Genomic DNA, 22,962 nt, shown 5'->3' on the forward strand with positions numbered 1-22,962 from the left:
GACCGAACCCGATGGCCCGGCCCGGCCGCGGGCGGCCGCCGGTCCGCCGGGGTGCAGGAGAATGACCCCATGGCGGGTTCGGGCGAGCGGGCGAGGCACTGGCAGTACGAGGAACTGCCCGGCGTCGACCTGCTGCGGGCGCGGTACATCCGCAAGACCTTCGTCCGGCACACCCACGAGAACTTCGTGATCGCCGCCATCGCCGCCGGCGTCGAGGTCTTCCACCACGGCGGGTCCGACGTCCACGCCGGCGCGGGAGCGCTCGCACTGGTCAATCCGGACACCCCGCACACCGGGCGGGCCGGCGTTCCGGAGGGCTGGCGGTACGGGGCGGTCTACCCGTCGCCCGAGGTGGTGGGCGCCATCGCGGCCGAGACCACCACGATCCGCGGCACCCCCGGCTTCGTCAGCCCCGTGCTCGACGATCCGTACACCGTCGGCCTGGTGCACCAGGTGCTGCGCGCCACCGACGAGGGCAACGCGCTGGCCGCCGACACCCTGCTGCGGGTGGCCGTGACCCGGCTGCTGCGGCTCAACGGCGGACCGTTGCCGCGGCGCGAGGTACGCACGGCCGGGGCCCGTACCGCGGCACGGGCGCGTGCCGTGCTGGAGGACCGGATGACGGAGCCACCCACCCTGGAGCGGCTGGCCGCCGACCTGGGGACCAGCCCCTTCGCGCTGCTGCGGGCGTTCCGTGACACCTACGGCATGCCGCCCCACGCCTGGCTGACCGACGCCCGGGTGCGCCGGGCACGGCACCTGCTGGACGCCGGGACCGCACCCGCGGCGGCGGCCGTCGCCGTCGGCTTCACCGACCAGCCGCACCTCAACCGGCACTTCGCCCGGATCGTCGGCGTGCCCCCGGGGGCGTACCAGCGAGAGCGCAAGAACGTACAAGAGTGAGAGCGCAAGAACGTACAAGACCGGGGATCCCAACTGCTCGTAACGTCCGACGCGTGGCACAACAGACAGCTCTCGCAGACATACGCGCCGACGACGGAGGAAAACCGGACGCCGCCGTCGTACGGGACGCCCTCGGAGTCGGGGTCGCCGTAGGACTGTCCGGGTTCGCCTTCGGGGTGACCTCGGCCGGCAGCGGGCTGAGCCTGCTGCAGACCTGTGCGCTCAGCCTCCTGGTGTTCACCGGCGCCTCGCAGTTCGCCCTGGTGGGGGCGCTGGCCGCGGGAGGCAACCCGCTCACGGCGGCCGCGGGCGCCTTCTTCCTCGGGGTGCGCAACGCGTTCTACGGGCTGCGTCTGTCGCAGTTGCTGGCCCTCCCGCGCGCGGTGCGTCCGTTCGCTGCTCAGTGGGTGATCGACGAGACGACGGCGGTGGCGCTGGCGCAGCCGACCCGACGTGCGGTGCGGATCGGCTTCACCGTCACAGGGCTCAGCCTGTACCTGCTGTGGAACCTCACCACGCTGCTCGGCGCCCTGGGCGCCAAGGCCATCGGCAACACCGAGGCGTGGGGCCTGGACGCGGCCGGGCCCGCCGTGTTCCTGGCGCTGCTCGCCCCCATGGTGAAGACCGCCACCGAGCGTGCCGTCGCGGCCCTGGCGGTGCTGCTCGGACTCGCCCTGCTGCCCGTCCTGCCCGCCGGTGTGCCCGTTCTGGTGGCCGCGCTCGCGGCGCCGGTCGCCCTGTGGGCGGAGGGCCGCCGCAGGGGCCGTACCCGACACGACCCACCCGACGACGCACCGCACGACATACCCGACGACGCACCAGAGGAAGACCGTTGAACACCTGGATCGCGATCGGCGCGACCGCCCTCGGCTGCTACGCCGTCAAGCTCGCCGGACTGCTCGTGCCCGCGGGCGCCCTGGAGCGTCCGCTGGTCAAGCGGCTCGCCGCCCTGCTGCCCGTCGCCCTCCTCGCCGCCCTCACGGCTCAGCAGACCTTCGCCCACGGGCAGGCGCTGGTGCTGGACGCCCGGGCCGCCGGGCTCGCGGCCGCAGCCGTGGCGCTGGTGCTGCGCGCCCCGTTCCTGCTCGTCGTCGCGGCGGCCGTGGTGGTCACGGCGGGGGTGCGGGCCGTCGGAGGATGACGGTGCCCCGGCTCAGCCCACGAACCGGCCGTACGCCCTGAGGGTGCGCAGGGCCTCGATCGTCACCATGGGGCGGGCCTCCAGGGCCGTGCCGGGCGCCCACTGACGCCAGCGAACCGGCCAGCCGCCGTCCTCCTGTTGCTCGGCCGCGAGGAAGTCCAGGGAGCGTGTCATCTCCTCGTCCGTGAACCACGCGCGCGCGAGCGACTGCGGTGTCCTCGCGAAGTCGTGCGGGAAGTGGTGCTCGTCAGGGGCGTAGCCGGGCGCGACGGGGTACTCGTCGAGCCGCTCTGGGTCCAGTGCCGCGAGTCGTTGCTCGCGCACCAGGCGGCCCAGGCGGTCGGCGGCCGCCTCCGCGCGCGGGCGGTCGGGCACCGAGTCCAGGAAGGCCACCGCGGCCTCGACCTCGTAGGGGTGGGACTTCTCCAGGCCGTTCACGGCCTGCCAGCAGAAGTCGGTGGCCCGGAACAGCCAGGCGTGCCACACCTCGTTGCGGTGCAGCAGGCCCACCACCGGTCCGGTGGCCAGGAGCTCGCTGGGCGGGTTGTCCACGATCGGGATGAACGGGGCCGCCGGATAGCCGCGCTGGCTGGGATGGATCGCCGGCAGGGCGCCGTCCGAGGTGGAGACGGAGGTCAGATAGCGGCACACGCGCTCCACCCGCTGCCCGCCGCACCGTCCCACGGCGTCCAGGACGCGCAGCGCGTGGCCCGTGTGCAGCGGCTGGCTCACCGGGCCGCGCAGATCGGGCTCGAGAGCATGACCGTACCCGCCGTCCTCGTTGCGATAGGCGTCCAGCGCCGTCTCCACCGGATCGGCGCCGCCGTTCAGGAAGTGGAAGGCGAACAGGCGCTGCTCCAGCACGCGCGCGGTGAGCCAGACGAACTGTTCGGCGCGGAAGAGCGGGGTGCGCGCCGGGGACACAGGGGGGAGTGGAGAAGCTCCTGTTTCGGGCATGCGTCAGACCGTAGGACGGAAAGCGGTCTCGCAAGGCGGTCCCCGGCAGGGCCCACCCCAAGGGGCGGGATACTGGTGTCATGCGGTTGACGGTCTTCTGGCAGCGGATGGCGGAACACTTCGGTGCGGGGTACGCCGAGACATTCGCGCGCGATCATGTGATGTCGGAGCTGGGCGGACGCACGGTACGCGAGGCGCTGAGCGCCGGCTGGGAGGCCAAGGACGTGTGGCGGGTGGTCTGCACCGTCATGAACGTGCCGGGGGAGAGGCGCTGACCGGTAACGAAGATCGCAGGCCGATAGTGGGCTGTCAGCGGCGTGGGCGACACTTGCTCCGTGGCACCCACTGACGACACCGGGCAGCTCGCCCAGCACGCATCCCCGTTCGGTACGACGCCGCCCACCCGGCCCCCGGCCGAGGGCGCCGCCGGGCCGGGCGCCCGCATGCCGCGCTGGCTGCCGCGCGCCATGGTGCTCGCGCTCGCCCTCGTCGCCGTGTTCCAGCTCGGCAGCTGGGCCTTCCACCAGCTGACCGGCCTGCTGATCAACATCCTCATCGCGTTCTTCCTGGCCCTCGCGATAGAACCCGCGGTGAGCTGGATGTCCGCCCATGGAATGCGCAGGGGGCTCGCCACCTTCCTGGTCTTCCTCGGCCTGATGATCGTGACCGCGGGCTTCATCACGCTGCTCGGGTCGATGCTCGCGGGCCAGATCGTCAAGATGGTCGAGGGCTTCCCCGGCTATCTCGACTCGTTGATCAACTGGGTCAACCAGACGTTCCGCACCGACCTCAGACGTGTGGACGTCCAGGAGGGGCTGCTCCACTCCGACTGGCTGCGCAAGTACGCGCAGACCAGCGCGGCCGGTGTGCTCGACGTCTCCGCCCAGGTGCTCGGCGGCCTGTTCCGGCTGCTGACGGTCACCCTCTTCTCGTTCTACTTCGCCGCCGACGGGCCGCGGCTGCGCCGCACCCTGTGCTCGGTCCTGCCGCCCGCCCGGCAGGCCGAGGTGCTGCGCGCGTGGGAGATCGCCGTGGACAAGACCGGCGGCTACCTCTACTCGCGCGGCCTCATGGCGCTCATCTCCGGGATCGCGCACTACATCCTGCTCCAGGCCCTGGGTGTGCCGTACGCGCCCGTGCTGGGTGTCTGGGTGGGGCTGGTCTCGCAGTTCATCCCCACCATCGGCACGTATCTCGCGGGCGCGCTGCCCATGTTGATCGCGTTCGCGGTCAACCCCTGGTACGCGCTGTGGGTGTTGGCCTTCGTCGTGGTCTACCAGCAGTTCGAGAACTATGTGCTGCAGCCCAAGCTGACCTCGAAGACCGTCGACATCCACCCGGCGGTCGCCTTCGGGTCCGTCATCGCGGGCACTGCACTGCTCGGTGCCGTCGGCGCCCTGATCGCCATCCCCGCGGTCGCCACGCTGCAGGCCTTCCTGGGCGCGTACGTGAAGAGGTACGAGGTCACGGACGACCCCCGGGTGCAGGGGCACCGCACACGCGGGGCATCCGGTCCCGGCCTGATCGCGCGTGCGCGTCGGCTGTGGGCGGGGCAGCCGGGTGCGGCCGAGCCTGGGGCGGGGCTCCCGGAGGAGTCCTCCTGAGGAACGGCTTCAGTACGTGAGGACCGCCCACACCCCGGCACCCGCCACGGCGGCCGCGTAACAGCCGACCGCGACGGCGACGATGCGCTGCCGCGTCCGCTCGCTCCAGGACGTGCGCGACAGCAGCCACGCCAGCGCCGGCAGGATCAGGACGGCGTGCAGGCTCACTCCGTGCAGCGGCTTGAGCGGGGCCGTCGAGTGGTACGCCGCCTCCTGGTGGCCGGTCCGGGTGAGCACCACCCCGCGGGCGATCATCGCGGCGCCCGAGGCCAGCGCCACGAGCAGGATCGCGAATCCGGAGCGCACCGCGAGCGGCATGCCCGCCGGGCCCGTCGGCCGGTGTCGGAAGGATGCCACCGCGAAGACGGTGAGCAGCGCCACGAGCACACCTCCACCCACCGCGAGCGTCATGGACACAGCCGTGTCGAAGGGGGTCTCCATGTCGAGGTGCGAGGGCACCCGGCGCCACGCCTGAAGGGTGATGCCGCCGACCTCCACCGCACAGTCGGCGGCGAACACGACGAGCAGCACGGTGCGCAGCCGCTGCCCGACGCGCAGGTACGACGTGACCCACGTGACCGCGATCAGTGTCATCCCGAAGGAGAGCCCGAACGTGACGGGCTTGCGCCAGGAGACGGGACCGTCCCAGGGGCCGCCGTCGACCGCGAACACCACCAGGTGCACGAGACCGGAGGCGACGAGGAGCAGTCCGATCGCGTGACAGAGACGCTCGGCGGCGTGCCGGGTGTCGACGGACGGCTGGTCCTTCACGGACCGCGGGTTTCGCAGGGACTGTGCCGGGGACCGAAGCATGGCTCAAGGCTCCCGGGAGCGCCCCGTGCGGTCGTCGTCCGGTCGAAGACATCCGTCGTACGCCGCCCGGAGTAGCCGCGCGGCCGGACCGCCGTTGGGCCGGCGTCGGACGCGTCGGCAGGAGCCTCGGCCGGGGCCGCGGCGAAGCATCGCAGGTGTCGCCCGGTGCGCTTGACATGAAAATCGAACATCCATTCTCATGGAGGCTCGGGCGAGGCTCTCGACGGGGATTTCGACATGGTTTGGGTGGAGAAGTGCCCGAGTTGTCCACAGGCCGGGCCGGCGTCGGGGCGCATTGTCAGTGGCAGGCGTTAGCGTCTTTGACGTGAAGCGATCGACTCAAGCAAACCGGGTGGAACCCATGGCAGGAACCGACCGCGAGAAGGCGCTCGACGCCGCACTCGCACAGATTGAACGGCAATTCGGCAAGGGCGCGGTCATGCGCATGGGCGAGCGGTCGAGGGAGCCCATCGAGGTCATCCCGACCGGGTCGACCGCGCTCGACGTGGCCCTGGGCGTCGGCGGACTGCCGCGCGGCCGCGTCGTGGAGATCTACGGCCCGGAGTCCTCCGGTAAGACGACCCTGACCCTGCACGCCGTGGCGAACGCACAGAAGGCCGGCGGTCAGGTCGCGTTCGTGGACGCGGAGCACGCCCTCGACCCCGAGTACGCGCGCAAGCTCGGCGTCGACATCGACAACCTCATCCTCTCCCAGCCCGACAACGGCGAGCAGGCCCTGGAGATCGTGGACATGCTGGTCCGCTCCGGCGCCCTCGACCTCATCGTCATCGACTCCGTCGCCGCGCTCGTCCCGCGCGCGGAGATCGAGGGCGAGATGGGCGACAGCCACGTCGGTCTGCAGGCCCGTCTGATGAGCCAGGCCCTGCGGAAGATCACCAGCGCGCTCAACCAGTCGAAGACCACCGCGATCTTCATCAACCAGCTCCGCGAGAAGATCGGCGTGATGTTCGGCTCCCCGGAGACCACGACCGGTGGCCGGGCGCTGAAGTTCTACGCCTCGGTGCGCATCGACATCCGCCGCATCGAGACCCTGAAGGACGGCACGGAGGCGGTCGGCAACCGCACCCGCTGCAAGGTCGTGAAGAACAAGGTCGCGCCGCCCTTCAAGCAGGCCGAGTTCGACATCCTCTACGGCCATGGCATCAGCCGTGAGGGCGGTCTGATCGACATGGGCGTGGAGCACGGCTTCGTCCGCAAGGCCGGCGCCTGGTACACGTACGAGGGCGACCAGCTCGGCCAGGGCAAGGAGAACGCGCGCAACTTCCTCAAGGACAACCCCGACCTGGCCAACGAGATCGAGAAGAAGATCAAGGAGAAGCTGGGCGTCGGAGTGCGGCCGGAGGAGCCCGCCGCCGAGCAGGGCGCCGACGCCCCGGCCGCGGCCAGTACGGACGCCGGGAAGACGGTGCCCGCCCCGGCAGCCGGCAAGGCCGCCAAGCCCAAGGCCGGCGCAGCCAAGAGCTGACCCGTGACACGACGAACCGACTGGGCCGAGTACGCGTACCCCGACGCTCCACGGGAGCGGCGGGGGAGAGGCGGCGCGGGTCCTGCCCGGACGGGCGACGGTACGGGGGGCGACGGCGCGTTCGCGGACACCGGGCCGTACGAGGGCGACGGGTCCTACGGAGGTGACGGGTCGTACGGGGGCGATCCGGGCCATGACCCGGACGGCCCCAGCGGCGACGAGCCGCGCGGCGGTTCGCGGCGCGGTGGCCGTGGGACGCGTGTCCGGGGCGGCTCGCGCGGACGTCGCGGGCGCGGTGGGCGCGGTGGCTTCGGTGAGGCGTCCGGTGCGGCGCCTGATGAGGACGGGGACTCCTTCTCCTCGTCGAGGGCCGAGAAGAAGGAGCACCCGGGGGACCCGGCTGAGCGGGCGCGGGCGATCTGTCTGCGCCTGCTCACCGGGACCCCGCGCACGCGGAAGCAACTCGCGGACGCCCTGCGCAAGAGGGAGATCCCGGACGACGTCGCCGACGAAGTGCTGTCGCGGTTCGAGGAGGTCGGCCTGATCGACGACAGCGCGTTCGCCGACGCCTGGGTGGAGTCCCGGCACCACGGCCGGGGGCTGGCCCGGCGCGCGCTCGCGCGTGAGCTGCGGACCAAGGGCGTCGACTCGACGCTGATCGACGAGGCCGTCGCCCAACTCGACTCCGAGCAGGAGGAGGCGACCGCCCGCGAACTCGTCGCCCGCAAGCTGCGCGCCACCCGCGGCCTCGACCGCGACAAGCGGATACGGCGCCTCGCGGGGATGCTCGCCCGCAAGGGGTACTCCGAGGGCATGGCTCTCCGGGTCGTCCGACAGGCGCTGGAAGAAGAGGGCGAGGACACGGAGTTCCTTGAGGGCGAGGAGCCCTGAGCCACCGTCGGCCCCGGACCGGTCGGCCCGCTCCGATCGGTTGAGGGCCTTCGATCGAGAGGCCTTCGTGAGGGCCTTTTGATCCGTCGCGTGATCCGCCGTGTGATCCCGGCGACGCCTGCCGAGCCGCCCTTCCATGGACGGGGTGGGGCTGACCCCAGTCCGAAGAGGCCGGAGCACCGCAGTGCACAGCCACCTGTGCACAGACGACTGTGTACGCATGCCCGTACCGCCCGCTCCCGTCGAGCTTTCCGACCTCGCCGCGCTCAAGGCGCTCGGCCACCCGCGTCGGCAGCGCATGCTTCAGCACCTCACCCTGCACGGCCCGGCGACCTCCGCCACCCTCGCCCGCGCGCTGGGGCTGAACACCGGCTCGACCAGCTACCACCTGCGTGAACTCGCCCGGTACGGCTTCGTCGAGGAGACCACCGCGGCCGCCGGCCACGGCCGGGAACGATGGTGGCGGGCCGTCCCTGGCGACCTGCGATTCCCGCCGCGCAGTCGGCAGAGCGCGGAGTTCCGGCACGGCATGGACGAGCTGAACCATCACGCCCATGCCGCCGATCTGGAGCTGTTCGAGCAGCTCCAGCTGGACACGGACGAGGGCGACCCATGGGCGGACGCCTTCCCCTACTCGCGCGGCACCATCCGGCTGACCCTGCCCGAACTCCTTGAGTTCTTCGAGGAGTACATCGCCCTCCTCAACCGCTACAAGCGCCCCGAGGCCGACACCCCGCCCGATGCCCGCACCGTACTCACGCGCCTGCTCGCCTTCCCTGCCCCGGCCGACCACAACACCCCGACCGACAACAGAAAAGAGACCCGGCCCTCATGATGCTGCGTCATGCCCTTCGGACCGTCCGCGCCCGCAAGGCCGGATTCCTCGGCGCCTTCCTCGCCCTGATGTGCGCAGCCGCACTCATCACCGCCTGCGGCACCCTGCTCGACACCGGCCTGCGCGGCACGATCCGCACCGAGCGCTATGCGGCGGCCCCGGTCGTGGTCTCCGCCGACCAGAACGTCCACCAGACCACCGTCAAGCACAAGAAGGGCAAGACCAAGATCAAGCACAAGGCGAAACCCATCGCCGAACGTGCCTGGCTCCCGGCCGCTCTGGAGCGCACCCTCGCCGGCACCCCGGGCGTCGCCCGGGTAGTCCCCGAACTGACCTTCCTCGCCGAGCCGTTGACCCCGGCCGGAACCGGCGGCCGTACCGCCTACGGACACGCCTGGGACTCCGCCGCGCTCACGCCGTACCGGCTGACCGCCGGCACCGCCCCCAAGACCGCCACCGGCCTCGTCGTCGACCGCTATCTGGCCGCACGCGCCCACCTTCGGCCCGGTGACCACCTCACCGTGCAGTCGACGCGGTCCCCGCGCAGCTACCGGATCTCCGGCATTGCCGCTCCTGCAACGGACGTACGCCATCAGACGTCGCTGTTCTTCTCCAGCGCCGAGGCCCGCCGACTGGCCGCGCACCCCGGGCAGGTGACCGCATACGGCGTGCTCCCCGCCAAGGGCACGGACCCGGACCACCTGCGACAGTCGGTGGCGAGGGCGCTGCACGGCACCACCGCTCAGGTCAGCAGCGGAGACGCCCGTGGCCCCGTCGAGTTCCTGGACGCGGCAGCCGCCCGGACCCGGCTCGTCAGCATGGGTGGCGCGATGGGCGGGACCTCGCTGCTCGTGGCCGTCCTCGTGGTCGTCGGTACCTTCGCGCTCTCCGTCCAGCAGCGCCACCGCGAACTCGCCCTGCTCCGCGCCATCGCCGCCACTTCCGGCCAGATCCGCAAGCTGCTCGGCCGCGAGGCCCTGGTCGTCGGTGCGGCCGCGGGCACGGTCGGCGCGCTCCTCGGGCTTCCTCTAGGAGGTCTGCTGCACGATCGGTTCGTCGCCCTGGGCGCCGTACCCGACACACTGCAGCACACCGCCGGCGTCTTTCCGCCCCTTGCGGCGCTCGCGGTGACCCTGGTCGGGGCGTGGGCCGCGGCCCGTATCGCCTCGCGCCGGATCGCCCGGATCCGTCCGGCCGAGGCACTGGCCGAGGCCAGGACCGAGCGTGCCCGCACCGCCTGGGGGCGGATCTTCGCCGGTCTGCTGCTGCTCGCCGGCGGAATCGTCCTCGTCGTCGTTCTCACCTCCTTGCGCACCGAGCCCGCCTCGACTCCCGTGACCTTCCTCGCCGTCGTGGTCCTGTCGACCTCCGTTGCTCTGCTCGGTCCCCTGCTGGTCAGGGCGGCCGCGCTGCTGCTCGCCGGCCCGCTGCGGCTCACCGGTCACAGCGGTCGGCTCGCGACCGCCAACCTGCGCGGGAACGCCGCCCGGATGGCCTCCGCAGTCACCCCCCTCACTCTTCTCATCGGCATGACCTGCACCGTCCTGTTCGTCCAGTCGACCCTCGGCGGCGCCGCCCGGGCCCAGGCCCGCGAGGGCGTCACCGCGGATTGGGTCGTCGCCGCCCAGGGACCGGGCGTCCCGGCCGAGGCCGCGCGGCAGCTGCGTACCCATCACGACGCCGTCACCGAAGTGGTCCGCACGACCGTCCGCATCGGCCTGGACAAATACGCCGCCCAGGGCGTCACCCCTGAGGGCCTCACCCGCACCTGGGACCCGAAGGTCACCGCCGGCTCCCTCGGCCGGCTGACCGGGAACACCGTCGCGGTCAGTGAACTCGCCGCGGATCAGCGCCACTTGAAGCCCGGCAGCACCTTGAAACTCACGCTCGGCGACGGCACGCCCGCCACGCTCACCGTCGCCGCCGTCTACGCCCGGGGTCTCGGCTTCGGCGACATCACCTTCGCCCACGACCTCGTCGCCCGACACGTCGACAACCCGCTCGCCTCCTCCGTCCTCGTCAGCACGACCCGTACACAGACACAACTCGCGACTACTCTCCGTAAGTTCCCGGGACTTCGAATTCTTTCCCCGGCCGCCGCCGACTCGCTCCAGGCGGACCGGCAGCAGGCGAACGCCGAGGTCAACTATCTGGCCATGGGGCTCGTCCTGGCCTTCACGGCCATCGCCGTGGTCAACACGCTCGCCATGTCGGTCTCCGAACGCGTCCGCGAGTTCGCGCTGCTCCGCCTGGCCGGGGCGACCCGGCGCCAGGTGCTCCGGATGCTGCGCACCGAGGCCCTGGCGGTCCTGCTCCTCGCCACGGCACTCGGCAGCGGCATCGCCCTCGCCGTGCTGACCGCGTTCGGCATCGGTATGACGGGCCGGGCCGCGCCCACGGTCACGCCGTTGCTGTACGTCACCGTCGTCGCGGTCGCCGCCGTCCTCGCCCTGGTGGCCACCGCGCTCCCGGGACGCGTGGCGCTCAGGGTGCGCGCGGTGACGGTGGCGACCGCGAAGGAGTAGCACCGGTGCCCGAGCGCCTCGCCGACCACGGACATGGCCCCGCGGTACTGCCCGCCCGAGGGGTGAGCGCGTATCAGGAGGTGACCGTGTGTCAGGAGGTGACCGGCAGCCCTGCCGCCTTCCACGCCTGGAAGCCGCCGACCAGGTCCGTCGCCCGGTGCAGGCCCAGCCGGTGCAGGGAGGCCGCCGCCAGGCTGGACGCGTAGCCCTCGTTGCAGACCACCACGACGCGCAGGTCGTGGCCGGTCGCCTCGGGGGCGCGATGGCTGCCGCGGGGATCCAGGCGCCACTCCAGTTCGTTGCGCTCCACGACGAGCGCGCCGGGGATCAGTCCGTCCTTCTCGCGCAGGGCCGCATAGCGGATGTCGACCAGCAGGGCCATGCCGGCCTGCATCGCGCCGTACGCCTCCAGCGGCTCGATCCGCCGGTAGCCGTCGCGCACCCGCTCCAGCAGTTCGTCGATGCCCACCGGCTGTTCTTCCGGCTTCTCCTCGGTCCCGCTCACTGCCAGTCCTGCGGACGCTCGACCTGTTCCAGGCGCAGCACCGGGCCCGTGCGGCTGTAGCGGCGGATCCGCGGCAGGGGCGGGTAGTAGGCATGCACGGAGATGGCGTGCTGGTCGGTGGACTCGTTCAGCACCTCGTGGACGTGGTGTCGGCCGAAGGAGCGGCCCTGTCCGGCCGGCAGCTGCCGCTCGCGGTCCACGTCGTCGGTCAGTTCCAGGGTCTTCCAGCCGTCGGCGGGCAGCCGGACGGCGAGGGAGTTCTCCTTGAGTTCGCCCGTCGCGGTGATGAAGGCGCCGACGGACTCGGCATGGTCGTGCCAGCCGGTGCCGGTGCCGGGCGGCCAGCCGATCAGCCAGGCCTCGCTGCCGCCGGGGCCCTCCAGTCGCACCCAGGTGCGGCCCTCCGGGTCGAGCGGGAGTGAGGCGATCAGTTCGGCGTCGGCGGCCACCTGCCGTACGAAGCCGAGGAGGTCCGCCTGCGTGGGCGCGGAAGCGGACCCCTGGGCGGGGGGCGTGGGGGAGAGAGAGGGAGAGACAGACACGTACACCGTCCTGAGGTGCGTTCGCTGAGGTGACGCGCGGCAATGCGGGGAACGGCGCGCGACGGGAAGAGAAGGAGAGAAGAGAGGGATGGCGAATTCAGCGATGCGAATTCAGCAGGACGTGCGACACACGCAGCCCGCATAGCGGACCAGGTCCATATGGACCCTCCGCCACAGGCGCACATCGGTGTCGGTCACGATCCGGAGTACACCATGCCGGTGCATACCGGTCAACCGACAGTCACTATGTGGACCGGAGGGTGACCGCACTCACGGTCAACGCACGCTGGAGCCCGCCCCGGCCCCGGCCTCTGCCTGCGCCTCCGACTCCTTCTCCTCCTCCTTCTCCGCCTTCACCGCCCCGCCGAGAGTCGCCTCCGCCGCCGCGTACAGGTCGGCCGGCCGGACCCCGCTCAGTGCGGTGACCAGGTGACCGTCGGGGCGCACGAGCAGCACGGTATGCGCCGGCGCGCCCGGGTACTCCTCGGCGACCAGCAGCTCCGCGGGGTACGGCAACGCGGTCACCGCGGCGGCCAGCCGGGGCATGAGCCCCGCGGAGACCCAGTGCTTGCGGTCCCACACACCCGTGCCCGGCGCGATCAGCACGACCAGCAGCGCGCCACGCCCGAGCCGGTCCCGCAGCCGTACGAAGGAGCCGTCCTCCGCCGTGACCCGCACATCGGTCACAGGTGTGCCGGGAGGAGTGTCGACGGAGACCTCCCCTTCCAGGTGCCGGGGCGCGAGCGGTGAACCAGCGTACGAGCCCGGCGCGCCCAGCGCCCCGCGCCCCAGGTGACCGTCCGTGAGCAGCGCCTCTTGGCCCCGGCCCGAGCCGGGGACGTACGAGCGCAGCCCGCCACTGCCGCGCAGCACAGGCAGTACCTGGTCGGCGGCGCGCAACCGGGCGGCCACCACCGCACGCCGCTCCGCCTGATAGCTGTCGAGCAGCGCCTCGTGCGGCCCGTGGTGCCAGGCCACGGCCAGCTTCCAGGCGAGGTTGTCGGCGTCCCTGAGCCCCTCGTCCAGCCCCTGGGTGCCCAGCGCGCCGAGCAGGTGCGCCGCGTCCCCGGCGAGGAAGACCCGGCCGGTGCGCCACCGGCGGGCGAGGCGGTGGTGCACCGTGTGGACTCCGGTGTCGAGGAGTTCGTACGTCGGTGTGGGGCCGTCCGTCCAGCCCGCGAGGGTCTCGCGGACACGGGCCACCAGGAGGTCGGGCGTGACCAGGTCCTTGCCCGGCGGCAGCAGCCAGTCCAGGCGCCACACGCCGTCCGGGAGGGGGCGGGCGGTCACCTCCCCGGCCGAGGGCCCGGACGTCCGCCACGGCGGCATCCGATGGAGCAACGCCTGACCGGGCCACGGAAGTTCCACACGCAGCGCGGCGACGGCGTGTCGCTCCACCGCCGTACGGCCGGGGAAGCGGATGTCCTGCAGCTTGCGCACGGTCGAGCGCGGGCCGTCGCAGCCGACCAGATAACTGCCCCGCCACCAGGTGCCCTTGGGGCCGCGGGTGTGCGCGGTGACTCCCGAGCGCTCCTGCTCGATGCTGTCGAGCCGGCTGTCGAGGGCGATCCTGACCAGCGGCTCGTCGGCGAGGGCGGTGCGCAGGGCGTTGGTCAGCACGTGCTGTGCCAGGTGCAGCGGGGCGGGTTCGGTGTCGTCGAAGACGAGCTCGCGCATCACCTGCTTGCGCCGCAGAGACCGCCATCCGGCCCAGCGCGCACCCCGCTCGGCGAGCGGGACGCCGGTCAGCCGCTCCATCAGGGCGGCGGTCTCCTCGCGCAGTACGACCGTGCGCGCGGCGCGCGGTTCGTCCTTGCCGGGGCCCTCGTCGAGGACGACGGACGGCACCTCGTGACGGGCCAGCGCCAGGGCCGTCGTGAGCCCGACGGGCCCCGCACCCACGATGATCACCGGGTCCACGGCGCGACGCCCCCTGCCCGCGGCTGTGCCCTGACGGACATGTGTGAACAAGAAGTTGGGGCAGGGTGCACGATCACAGAACGTATGCAACCCATTGGCGGGGTTTGCGTCAAGTGACGGGGGCAGTGGCGATCATGCCACTGCCTACCGCATGTTGTCGTCTTGTCGGATCACCCGTCAGAACGACTTCGTCACGTCCTCGTGCTCGCCCGGAGCGGCCAGTTCGGCGACCGCTTCGACGCCGACCACCGCGCCGGTGGACTTCTTGGCGCGGCGCAGCCGTACCTCAAGCCAGCTGGCGAACGACGTGAGGGAGAAATTGAGCACGACGAAGATTACGGCCACGACGGTGAAGGAGGCGATGGTGTTCCCGTAGTAGCCGATCATTGTGTTGGCGGCCGCGAGCAGTTCGGGGAAGGTGAGGATCGCGCCGCCGAGTGCCGTGTCCTTCACGATCACGACCAGCTGGCTCACGATCGCCGGGAGCATCGCGGTGACCGCCTGCGGTAGCAGGACGAGCCGCATCACCTGGTTCTTGCGCAGACCGATCGCCATCGCAGCCTCGGACTGGCCCCTCGGCAGGGCGAGGATGCCCGCGCGGACGATCTCCGCGAGGACCGACGCGTTGTACAGCACGAGTCCCGTGACGACCGCGTACAGCGGGCGGTCGTCCGAACTGACATTGGTGTAGTTGGCGTACAGGGCTTGCCCGAAGATCATCAGGACCAATACCGGGATGGCCCGGAAGAACTCGACCACGGCCGAGGCCGGTACACGGATCCAGAGGTGGTCGGAGAGGCGGGCGATGCCGAGGACCGCGCCCAGTGGCAGCGCGATGATCATGGCCAGCGCAGCGGCCTTCAGCGTGTTCTGCAGACCGGGCCAGATGTACGTCGAGTAGGCCTCGCTGCCGGTGAAGAACGGCTTCCACTTGTCCCAGGCGAGCTGGTCCTTGTCGTTCAGGGCGCTGTACACCCACCACAGGACGGCCGCGAGGGCGACTATGAAGACGGCTGCGTAGAGGACATTGCGCCGCTTGGCGCTGGGTCCCTGGGCGTCGTAGAGGACCGAACTCATCGCTTAACCGCCACCTTCTTGCCCACCCAGCCGAGGATCAGACCCGTCGGCAGCGTCAGGCACACGAACCCGAGGGCGAAGATCGCGGCGATCGGGATCAGTTGTGCCTCCTTGTCGACCATCACCTTCATCAGCGCCGCCGCCTCCGCGACGCCGATCGCGGCCGCCACGGTCGTGTTCTTCGTCAGCGCGATCAGGACGTTCGTCAGCGGGCCGACGGCCGCCCGGAAGGCCTGCGGCAGCACGACCAGACCCAGCACCTGCGTGAAGTTGAGGCCGATGGCCCGGGCCGCCTCCGCCTGCCCGACCGGAACCGTGTTGATGCCGGACCGCAGGGCCTCGCACACGAAGGCCGAGGTGTAGGCGATCAGACCGAGCACGGCCAGCCGGAAGTTGAGCGTCTTGAAGTCGTCCGCCGCACCGAGGGTGACGCCGAGGGTCTGGCTGAGGCCGAGCGAGGTGAACAGGATGATCACCGTCAGAGGGATGTTCCGCACGATGTTCACGTAGGCGGTACCGAAACCGCGCATCAGCGGCACCGGGCCCACCCGCATGGCGGCCAGCAGAGTGCCCCAGATCAGGGAGCCGACGGCGGACAGCAGCGTCAGCTGCACCGTCGTCCAGAAGGCTCCCAGCAGGTCGTAACCTTCAAGAAAGTCGAACACGATCTCCCGCGCTTCCGCGTGTAGGGATGCGATACCCCGGTGCGCCGCCCTGGCGGACGGCGCACCCGCCGGGCGTTGCCTCAGCTCTTGATGTCACCGATCTTCGGGGCGGGCTCGTTCTTGTAGCCGGCCGGGCCGAAGTTCTTGTCCACGGCCTTCTTCCAGGAGCCGTCGGTGACCATGTCCTCCAGGGCCTTGTTGATCTTGTCCTTGAGGTCGCTGCCCTTCTTGACGCCGATACCGTAGTTCTCGTTCGTCATCTTGAAGCCGCCGAGCTTGAACTTGCCCTTGAACTGGGACTGGGCGGCGTAACCGGCGAGGATCGAGTCGTCGGTGGTCAAGGCGTCGATCGCCTTGTTCTGCAGACCGGTCAGGCACGCGGAGTACGTCGGGTACTCCTGCAGCTGGGCCTTGGGAGCCAGCTTGTCGTGGACGTTCTGCGCCGACGTCGAGCCGGTGACCGAGCACAGCTTCTTCTTGTTGAGGTCCGCCGGCGACTTGATGGTGTTGTCGTCCGCGCGGATCAGCACGTCCTGGTGGGCCAACAGGTACGGGCCGGCGAAGTCCACCAGCTTCTGGCGCTCAGGGGTGATCGAGTAGGAGGCGGCGATGAAGTCGACGTCGCCGCGCTTGAGCATGGTCTCGCGGTCGGCGCTCTTGGACTCCTTCCACTCGATCTGGTCGGCGCTGTAACCGAGCTTCTTGGCGACGTACGTGGCCACGTCGACGTCGAAGCCCGAGTAGCCCTGCGGCGTCTTCTGGCCGATGCCGGGCTGGTCGAACTTGATGCCGATGGTGATCTTCTTGCCGCCGCCGGAGGAACCGCTGTCGTCCTTCTTGTCCGACCCACACGCCGTTGCGGCGACGGAGAGCGCGAGTACGACGGCCGAGGCGGCGGTGACCTTGCGGAGCTTCATCGTGAACATCCTTTGTCTGGTGAACAGGGGAGTCGTCAGGCGGGTGACGCAGGTCGGTCGTCCGCGGCGCGGACGCGTGCCGTCAGTGGTGCAGGATCTTCGAGAGGAAGTCCTTGGCCCGGTCGCTGCGCGGATTGCTGAAGAACTGGTCGGGCGCAGCTTGTTCGACGATCCGGCCGTCGGCCATGAAGACCACCCGGTTTGCAGCCGATCGTGCGAATCCCATCTCGTGGGTGACGACGATCATCGTCATCCCGTCGCGGGCGAGTTGCTGCATGACCTCGAGGACCTCGTTGATCATCTCGGGGTCCAGGGCCGAGGTCGGCTCGTCGAAGAGCATGACCTTCGGGCCCATGGCCAGAGCGCGCGCGATGGCGACGCGCTGCTGCTGGCCGCCGGAGAGCTGTGCCGGGTACTTGTCGGCCTGGGTGCCCACGCCGACCCGGTCGAGCAGGGCGCGGGCCTTGTCCTGGGCCTGCTTCTTGTCGGTCTTGCGGACCTTGATCTGGCCCAGCATCACGTTCTCGAGCACGGTCTTGTGCGCGAAGAGGTTGAACGACTGGAAGACCATCCCGACGTCCGCCCGCAGCCGGGCCAGCTCCTTGCCCTCCTGGGGCAGCGGCTTTCCGTCGATCGTGATGGTGCCCGCGTCAATGGTCTCCAGGCGGTTGATGGTGCGGCACAGGGTGGACTTCCCGGACCCGGAGGGCCCGATGACCACCACGACCTCACCGCGGGCGATCGTGAGATCGATGTCCTGGAGTACATGCAAGGCGCCGAAGTGCTTGTTGACGCTCTCCAGGACGACCAAGTCGCCGGTCGCGGCCATGTCCTGCTTGGCCACCGATACTTCGGTCATCGCTTTCGGGCTCCGTCCTCCTCGGTTTCGGAGGAATGTAGTAACCCCGAATGACCAGCGTCATTACATCTGAGGGGAATCTGAGCATCACGATCCGATAGCAATCGGACACGTGTCGTAGCAGTTGCGGCCGGGGCACGTATCGGCCGGGTAACGGAACCCGCATGGAACCGGAACCGTCTTGACGTCATCATCATCCATCGGCGTGACTGCCTTGGTGCACGCGCGCGTGCGCGCGTTTTGTACAAGCCGAGAACGAACCAGGACCGTACGACCACTGAACCGGAGGGGGCCGGGATGAGACTGCTGCTCGTCGAGGACGACAACCACGTTGCCGCGGCGCTTTCCGCGGTCCTCGCGCGACACGGATTCCATGTGACCCATGCCCGCAGCGGCGAGGAGGCGCTTCAGGCGCTCGTACCCGAGGGGCCCGGATTCGGCGTGGTCCTGCTCGACCTCGGCCTGCCCGACCAGGACGGATACGAGGTCTGCGGCAAGATCCGCAAGCGCACCAGCACCCCGGTGATCATGGTCACCGCCCGCTCCGACGTGCGCTCCCGCATCCACGGCCTCAACCTCGGCGCCGACGACTACGTGGTGAAGCCGTACGACACCGGGGAACTGCTCGCCCGGATCCACGCCGTCAGCCGGCGCACCGCCCACGAGGACGCCGTACCGGGCACCGAGGACGCGCTGCGCCTGGGGTCCGTGTGCATCGAACTGCCCACGCGCCAGGTCAGCGTCAACGGTTCGGTCGTCCAGCTGACCCGCAAGGAGTTCGACCTTCTCGCGCTGCTCGCCCAGCGCCCCGGCGTCGTCTTCCGGCGGGAGCAGATCATCAGCGAGGTGTGGCGCACCAGCTGGGAGGGAACGGGACGCACCCTTGAGGTGCATGTCGCCTCCCTGCGCGCCAAGCTGCGCATGCCCGCGCTGATCGAGACCGTACGCGGCGTCGGCTACCGACTCGTCGCCCCGGCCGCGTAGCGGGGACGGGTGCGCACACGTCTCCTGCCGCTGCTCATCGTCCTGATGGCGGCCGTGCTGCTCGCACTGGGCCTCCCGCTCGCCGTCAGCGTGGCCGCGGCGCAGCAGCAGACGGTGGTCGTCGACCGGATCGACGACACGGCGCGCTTCGCGGCGCTCGCCCAGTTCGTCACCGACGGCACCGGATCCCCGCGCACGACCGAGGACGACCGCAAGGAGACGCTGCGCCGCGAACTCGCCAGCTACTACGGGGTCTACGGCATTCGCGCGGGCGTCTTCTACCGCAACGGTGCGGCGATGGCCAACGCACCCGACGACTGGCTCCTGCCCCAGAGCGGGGAGGCGCGGGACGCCTTCGACGAGGCGCTGCTCAGCCGGCGCAGCCATGACCCCGAACAGGTGTGGCCCTGGCAGCGCAGCCGCCTCATCGTCGCCTCGCCGGTGATCCGGGACGGAGACGTCGTCGCGGTCGTGCTCACCGACTCGCCCACGGGGCCCATGCGGTCGCGGACGCTGCGCGGCTGGCTGCTGATCGGAGCCGGTGAGATCGCCGCGATGCTGCTGGCCGTGGGCGCGGCGCTACGGCTGACCGGCTGGGTGCTCAAGCCGGTACGCGTGCTCGACGCCACCACTCATGACATCGCCACCGGGCGGCTGAAGTCCCGGGTCGCGGTGGCCGGCGGGCCGCCGGAACTCCGCAGGCTCGCCCGGTCGTTCAACGAGATGGCGGACAACGTCGAGGACGTGCTGGAGCAGCAGCGCGCCTTCGTCGCCGACGCCTCGCACCAACTGCGCAACCCGCTCTCGGCGCTGCTGCTGCGCATCGAGCTGCTCGCCCTCGAACTGCCCGAGGGCAACGAGGAGATCGCCTCGGTCCGTACCGAGGGCAAGCGGCTCGCGCAGGTCCTGGACGACCTGCTCGACCTCGCGCTGGCCGAGCACGCCGAGGCCGACCTGCGGCTGACGGACGTCGGACAGCTGGCCGCCGAGCGGCTGGCCGCGTGGACGCCGACGGCCGAGGCCAAGGGGGTCCGGCTGACCGGCGACTGCCCGCCGACCACCGGCTGGGCCGACCCGATCACACTGTCCAGCGCGCTGGACGCGGTGATCGACAACGCCGTGAAGTTCACACCGCAGGAGGGCACCGTCACGGTGACCGTCGCCTCCAACGGCGAGTCCTCGACGGTCGTGGTCACCGACACCGGCCCCGGCCTCACCGAGGAGGAACTAGCCCGCGTCGGCGACCGCTTCTGGCGCAGCGGCCGCCACCAGAACGTCAAGGGCTCCGGCCTCGGCCTCTCCATCACCCGCGCCCTCCTCGCGGCGGGCGGCGGCTCCATCGAGTACGAGCACCATGCCCCGCACGGCCTGAGTGTGACGGTGCGGGTGCCGAGGAGCGAGACGGTGGCTCAGGGCGGGGGCGCGCACGCTCCCCGTTACGGCTTCACCGACCGGTAGTACCGCCGTGCCCCCTCGTGCAGCCTGAGCGGGTCCGTGTAGATGGCGGTGCGGAGGTCCACCAGTTGCGCGGAGTGGACGTGGGCGCCGATGTCGTCGCGGCTCTTGATGACGGTTCGGGTGACCCACTCGATCAGCCGGGGGTCCATGTCCGTGCGGGTCATCAGCAGGTTGGACACCGCGATGGTCGCCACGGTCGACCCCTGCTGGACGGACGGGTACGCCGACTCGGGCATGTTGGTGGCCCGGTAGTAGCGGGCGGTGTCTCCCTCGGCGTGGAGTTTGTCGACCACGTCGCCGTCGATCGGGACGAACTTGAAGTCGAACGTCTTGGTGAGCTGGACCAGCCCGTTCGTGGGCAGCCCGCCGGACCAGAAGAACGCGTCGATCTTCCCCTGTTCCAGCCTGTCGGGCCCGGTGTCGATGCCGTCGGACACCGGCGTGATGTCCTTCTTGGGATCGATCCCCGCGGCCTTGAGCAGCCGGACGGCGATCAGCCGCACCCCCGAGTTGGGCAGCCCTATGGCCACCCGCTTGTGCTTCAGGTCGGAGATGGACCTGACATGCGAGTCGCGCGGCACGACGAGCTGAACGTAGTCGTCGTACAGCCGGGCCACACCGCGCAGCCGCCCGGCACCGCTGAGGTGCTGGAGCTCGTACGACTCCACCGCGTCGGCCGCCGCGATGGTGAAGTCGGCCTTCCCGGTGGCCACCCGCCGCACGTTCTCCTGCGAACCGGCGCTGTTCAGCAGCTTGACCGACAGACCCGGCATGTCCCTGTCGAGTTCGGTGCGCAGCCGCTCGCCGTACTGCTGGTAGACCCCCCGGGGCGTGCCGGTGCTGAAGACGATCGTCCCGCTCGGTGGCTCCTCGCCGAGCGGCAGCAGCCACCACAGCAGTAGCCCGAACGCGACGAAGCCGGCGGCCGCGCCCTGGAGCGCGCGGCGCCTGCCGATACCGGGGAAGACCTTGGACATGCGCGCGATCCTGCCAGCCGCCCGCGGTCCTGACCAGCGCCGGGCTCGCCGCGGGGGGTTGTCGGTGGCGGCCGCTACAGTCGCCGTATGAGCAACTCCTCGCCCGCCGGCCTCGTCCGTGAGTTTCACGTCGCCTTCGGCCTCGACGCCCGCAGCAGACCGACGGAGGTGCCCGCCGAGCTGGCCGCGCACCGCGGGGAACTGCTCGCCGAGGAGGCCGCGGAGGTTGCCGAGGTCGCGGTGGCCGGCCCGCTGGACCGGCTCGCGCACGAACTGGCCGATGTCGTCTACGTGGCCTATGGCACGGCCCTGGTCCACGGCATCGACCTGGACGCGGTGATCGCCGAGGTGCACCGCTCCAACATGAGCAAGCTGGGCCCCGACGGCGAGGTCGCCCGCCGGTCCGACGGCAAGGTCCTCAAGGGCGAGCACTACGCGGCGCCGGACGTGACGGCCGTCCTGCGCCGCCAGGGATGGGTACCCGGCGGCGTCTGACGTCGCTCAGACCGAGTCGCCCGCCAGCTGCCACTCGCGGTGCAGCGCGCCCAGCGGGATGCTCCGCTGAAGGATGGGGGTGCCGAAGATCGACAGCTGGAGGCGCAGGGTGCCGGACAGGTCCACGCCGCCGTACAGACCCCACTTGCCGGTGGTCTTCGCGCCGGTGGTGTCCGACGAGGCCTTCACCGTCCCCGAGGCCTCGCCGCGCAGGTACGGCGCCAGGTCGGCGGTGACGCCCACGGTGCCGTAGAGACCGACCGAGGCCTCGGCGCCGAGCGCGGTCTTCACGTTCCCGGCGGCGGTCACCGACGTCCGCACCGGTGTGCTCGTCATGTCGGAGGCGCTCACCGGGGTCCAGCCCTTGCCCGCGCCGAAGGTGCCGCCGGCCTTGAAGTCGCCCTTGAGGCTCTGCTGTACGTCGACGGTGACCTTGCCGTCGGCGCTGATCTGGAAGTAGCAGGTCAGGTCGAGGTTGACGACGACCGGGACGGGGCCGACCTGCAGCACCGGGTCGGCGTGCAGCTTCGCGAACGGGATGCGCAGCGGTGTGGCGGAGGCGGCTGCGCGGCCCTTGACGGCCCAGCCCGAGGTCCAGTCGCCGGACACGCCCAGGTAGGCGGAGCCGGGCGCGGTGTCGGTGCCCTGGCCGCCGTACTTGAAGTCGACCTGCGGAGCCACCTGCACGAAGCCGGACACCGAGGCGGCTGCCGAGACCGGGGCGCCCTCGGGCGTGGGCACCTCGGCGGAGACGTCGAGCCGCAGGCTGCCCAGCGGGACCGTGGCGCCCTTGGGGCCGACGTGCACATCACCGGTCCTGGACCAGGAGACCTTGACGTCGGGCAGCAGTTTGTCGATGTCGAAGGAGGCCGGGTCGACGGGCACGGTGCCCTTCGCCGTGTCGTCGCCGAGCAGGGCGTTGAGCGCGGCGGGCTCGGTCTGCACCTCCGTGCCCTTGTCGGTCTCGCCGATCACCTTGGTGACCTTGGCAAGCAGACCGTGCGGCGCACCGGGTGCCGGGGCGCTGGCGATGACGTCACCGACGGCGGCCTCGTGCCGGCCGGCGGAGGCGCCGGGGGAGGGGTAGGACGCCGAGGGCGAGGGGGAACCGGGCTTCTTCCCCTGGGAGATGACGGCCCGTCGGGTCTTGCTGTTGTACGAGCTGACGGTGAGTGTGGTCTTGTGTGCAGGCCTGCCCGAGCCGTCCGGGCCCGCCGCCGCGGTCGGGGTGACGGCGGGAGCGGCGGCGACGGTGAGCGAGTGGTCCGCGGCGGTCGTGGCGGTGCCGTCCGGGCCCTGGGTCTGCCGGCTGTGACCCGCGGCGGGCTGCTCGGCCTGCGGTGAGGACGAGGAGCAGCCGACGGCGAACAGGAGGGCGGTCACGGCGAAGGCGGGCATGAGGGCATGC

At 71.0% G+C, this 22,962-nt stretch carries 23 protein-coding genes and 1 pseudogene; 12 read left to right on the top strand and 12 right to left on the bottom strand.

Going from position 1 to position 22,962, the window contains the following annotated elements; all coding sequences use genetic code 11:
* The first annotated feature begins 69 nt into the window (after positions 1-69).
* The 3 genes and pseudogenes from ACZ4EG_RS04305 to ACZ4EG_RS04315 all read left to right on the top strand — a co-directional run bounded on the left by ACZ4EG_RS04305 (position 70) and on the right by ACZ4EG_RS04315 (position 2,044).
* Positions 70-1,056: pseudogene (locus tag ACZ4EG_RS04305) on the top strand (AraC family transcriptional regulator).
* Positions 957-1,739: an AzlC family ABC transporter permease gene (locus tag ACZ4EG_RS04310; protein ID WP_467789494.1), complete on the top strand. Its 783-nt coding sequence runs from the start codon at positions 957-959 to the stop codon at positions 1,737-1,739. Before ACZ4EG_RS04305 ends, ACZ4EG_RS04310 begins: the two are co-directional and overlap by 100 nt.
* Entirely contained in the window at positions 1,736-2,044 is a 309-nt protein-coding gene (locus tag ACZ4EG_RS04315; RefSeq protein WP_467789495.1) for an AzlD domain-containing protein, read from the top strand. Before ACZ4EG_RS04310 ends, ACZ4EG_RS04315 begins: the two co-directional genes overlap by 4 nt.
* A gap of 12 nt (positions 2,045-2,056) precedes the next feature.
* Here the strand turns inward: ACZ4EG_RS04315 and ACZ4EG_RS04320 are convergent, their stop codons facing one another.
* Complete coding sequence (locus tag ACZ4EG_RS04320; protein WP_453555609.1) at positions 2,057-3,001, bottom strand: hypothetical protein; 945 nt, start codon at positions 2,999-3,001, stop codon at positions 2,057-2,059.
* Positions 3,002-3,081: 80 nt separating this feature from the next.
* On the opposite strand from ACZ4EG_RS04320, the gene ACZ4EG_RS04325 reads away from it, so the two are divergent.
* A complete protein-coding gene (locus ACZ4EG_RS04325) occupies positions 3,082-3,276 on the top strand; it encodes a DUF3046 domain-containing protein (RefSeq protein ID WP_453555607.1) in 195 nt (64 codons plus the stop codon).
* A 60-nt stretch (positions 3,277-3,336) separates the two neighbouring features.
* Positions 3,337-4,605, top strand: coding sequence for an AI-2E family transporter (locus ACZ4EG_RS04330; protein WP_467789496.1), 1,269 nt, complete (start codon positions 3,337-3,339; stop codon positions 4,603-4,605).
* Positions 4,606-4,614: 9 nt separating this feature from the next.
* On the opposite strand, the gene ACZ4EG_RS04335 is transcribed toward ACZ4EG_RS04330, so the two are convergent.
* Positions 4,615-5,376: a hypothetical protein gene (locus tag ACZ4EG_RS04335; protein WP_467789497.1), complete on the bottom strand. Its 762-nt coding sequence runs from the start codon at positions 5,374-5,376 to the stop codon at positions 4,615-4,617.
* 403 nt (positions 5,377-5,779) lie between these two features.
* On the opposite strand from ACZ4EG_RS04335, the gene recA reads away from it, so the two are divergent.
* The 4 genes from recA to ACZ4EG_RS04355 all read left to right on the top strand — a co-directional run bounded on the left by recA (position 5,780) and on the right by ACZ4EG_RS04355 (position 11,155).
* On the top strand, positions 5,780-6,904 hold the full coding sequence (gene recA / locus ACZ4EG_RS04340) for a recombinase RecA (RefSeq protein ID WP_467789498.1): 1,125 nt from the start codon (positions 5,780-5,782) through the stop codon (positions 6,902-6,904).
* A 3-nt stretch (positions 6,905-6,907) separates the two neighbouring features.
* Positions 6,908-7,795, top strand: a complete 888-nt coding sequence (recX, locus tag ACZ4EG_RS04345; RefSeq protein ID WP_467789499.1) for a recombination regulator RecX — start codon at positions 6,908-6,910, stop codon at positions 7,793-7,795.
* Positions 7,796-8,015: 220 nt separating this feature from the next.
* Positions 8,016-8,630 (top strand): helix-turn-helix domain-containing protein, encoded by a 615-nt coding sequence (locus ACZ4EG_RS04350; RefSeq protein ID WP_467789500.1) that lies wholly within the window; start codon positions 8,016-8,018, stop codon positions 8,628-8,630.
* A complete protein-coding gene (locus ACZ4EG_RS04355; protein WP_467789501.1) occupies positions 8,627-11,155 on the top strand; it encodes an ABC transporter permease in 2,529 nt (842 codons plus the stop codon). Before ACZ4EG_RS04350 ends, ACZ4EG_RS04355 begins: the two co-directional genes overlap by 4 nt.
* Positions 11,156-11,246: 91 nt before the next feature.
* Here ACZ4EG_RS04355 and ACZ4EG_RS04360 read toward each other — a convergent pair whose 3' ends face one another.
* The 8 genes from ACZ4EG_RS04360 to ACZ4EG_RS04395 all read right to left on the bottom strand — a co-directional run bounded on the left by ACZ4EG_RS04360 (position 11,247) and on the right by ACZ4EG_RS04395 (position 17,640).
* Entirely contained in the window at positions 11,247-11,660 is a 414-nt protein-coding gene (locus tag ACZ4EG_RS04360) for a rhodanese-like domain-containing protein (protein WP_467789502.1), read from the bottom strand.
* A complete protein-coding gene (locus ACZ4EG_RS04365) occupies positions 11,657-12,202 on the bottom strand; it encodes a cupin domain-containing protein (protein WP_453555593.1) in 546 nt (181 codons plus the stop codon). The genes ACZ4EG_RS04360 and ACZ4EG_RS04365 overlap by 4 nt, the downstream gene beginning before the upstream one ends.
* Before the next feature lie 111 nt (positions 12,203-12,313).
* On the bottom strand, positions 12,314-12,427 hold the full coding sequence (locus ACZ4EG_RS04370) for a putative leader peptide (protein WP_390707565.1): 114 nt from the start codon (positions 12,425-12,427) through the stop codon (positions 12,314-12,316).
* Between the two features lie 51 nt (positions 12,428-12,478).
* The gene (locus tag ACZ4EG_RS04375) at positions 12,479-14,122 is read right to left on the bottom strand and encodes an FAD-dependent monooxygenase (RefSeq protein ID WP_467789503.1); all 1,644 of its coding nucleotides are present in this window, start codon (positions 14,120-14,122) and stop codon (positions 12,479-12,481) included.
* A 177-nt stretch (positions 14,123-14,299) separates the two neighbouring features.
* A complete protein-coding gene (locus ACZ4EG_RS04380; protein WP_467789504.1) occupies positions 14,300-15,199 on the bottom strand; it encodes an amino acid ABC transporter permease in 900 nt (299 codons plus the stop codon).
* Positions 15,196-15,864, bottom strand: a complete 669-nt coding sequence (locus ACZ4EG_RS04385) for an amino acid ABC transporter permease (RefSeq protein ID WP_467789505.1) — start codon at positions 15,862-15,864, stop codon at positions 15,196-15,198. The genes ACZ4EG_RS04380 and ACZ4EG_RS04385 overlap by 4 nt, the downstream gene beginning before the upstream one ends.
* 80 nt (positions 15,865-15,944) lie before the next feature.
* Positions 15,945-16,781: a glutamate ABC transporter substrate-binding protein gene (locus ACZ4EG_RS04390; RefSeq protein WP_467789506.1), complete on the bottom strand. Its 837-nt coding sequence runs from the start codon at positions 16,779-16,781 to the stop codon at positions 15,945-15,947.
* A gap of 82 nt (positions 16,782-16,863) precedes the next feature.
* The gene (locus tag ACZ4EG_RS04395) at positions 16,864-17,640 is read right to left on the bottom strand and encodes an amino acid ABC transporter ATP-binding protein (protein WP_467789507.1); all 777 of its coding nucleotides are present in this window, start codon (positions 17,638-17,640) and stop codon (positions 16,864-16,866) included.
* A gap of 297 nt (positions 17,641-17,937) precedes the next feature.
* Here ACZ4EG_RS04395 and ACZ4EG_RS04400 point away from each other — a divergent pair, with 297 nt between their 5' ends.
* Entirely contained in the window at positions 17,938-18,624 is a 687-nt protein-coding gene (locus tag ACZ4EG_RS04400; RefSeq protein WP_390730571.1) for a response regulator transcription factor, read from the top strand.
* Between the two features lie 9 nt (positions 18,625-18,633).
* On the top strand, positions 18,634-20,082 hold the full coding sequence (locus ACZ4EG_RS04405) for a sensor histidine kinase (RefSeq protein WP_453555585.1): 1,449 nt from the start codon (positions 18,634-18,636) through the stop codon (positions 20,080-20,082).
* Here ACZ4EG_RS04405 and ACZ4EG_RS04410 read toward each other — a convergent pair.
* The gene (locus tag ACZ4EG_RS04410; RefSeq protein ID WP_453555583.1) at positions 20,061-21,059 is read right to left on the bottom strand and encodes a TAXI family TRAP transporter solute-binding subunit; all 999 of its coding nucleotides are present in this window, start codon (positions 21,057-21,059) and stop codon (positions 20,061-20,063) included. The genes ACZ4EG_RS04405 and ACZ4EG_RS04410 overlap by 22 nt on opposite strands.
* A gap of 87 nt (positions 21,060-21,146) precedes the next feature.
* On the opposite strand from ACZ4EG_RS04410, the gene ACZ4EG_RS04415 reads away from it, so the two are divergent.
* Positions 21,147-21,554 carry a pyrophosphohydrolase domain-containing protein gene (locus tag ACZ4EG_RS04415; protein ID WP_467789508.1) on the top strand — a complete coding sequence of 136 codons (408 nt, stop codon included), beginning with the start codon at positions 21,147-21,149 and terminating at the stop codon, positions 21,552-21,554.
* A gap of 6 nt (positions 21,555-21,560) precedes the next feature.
* On the opposite strand, the gene ACZ4EG_RS04420 is transcribed toward ACZ4EG_RS04415, so the two are convergent.
* Positions 21,561-22,952 carry a hypothetical protein gene (locus tag ACZ4EG_RS04420; protein ID WP_467789509.1) on the bottom strand — a complete coding sequence of 464 codons (1,392 nt, stop codon included), beginning with the start codon at positions 22,950-22,952 and terminating at the stop codon, positions 21,561-21,563.
* Between the last annotated feature and the right edge of the window lie 10 nt (positions 22,953-22,962).

This window comes from Streptomyces sp. NPDC025638, from assembly GCF_055558775.1.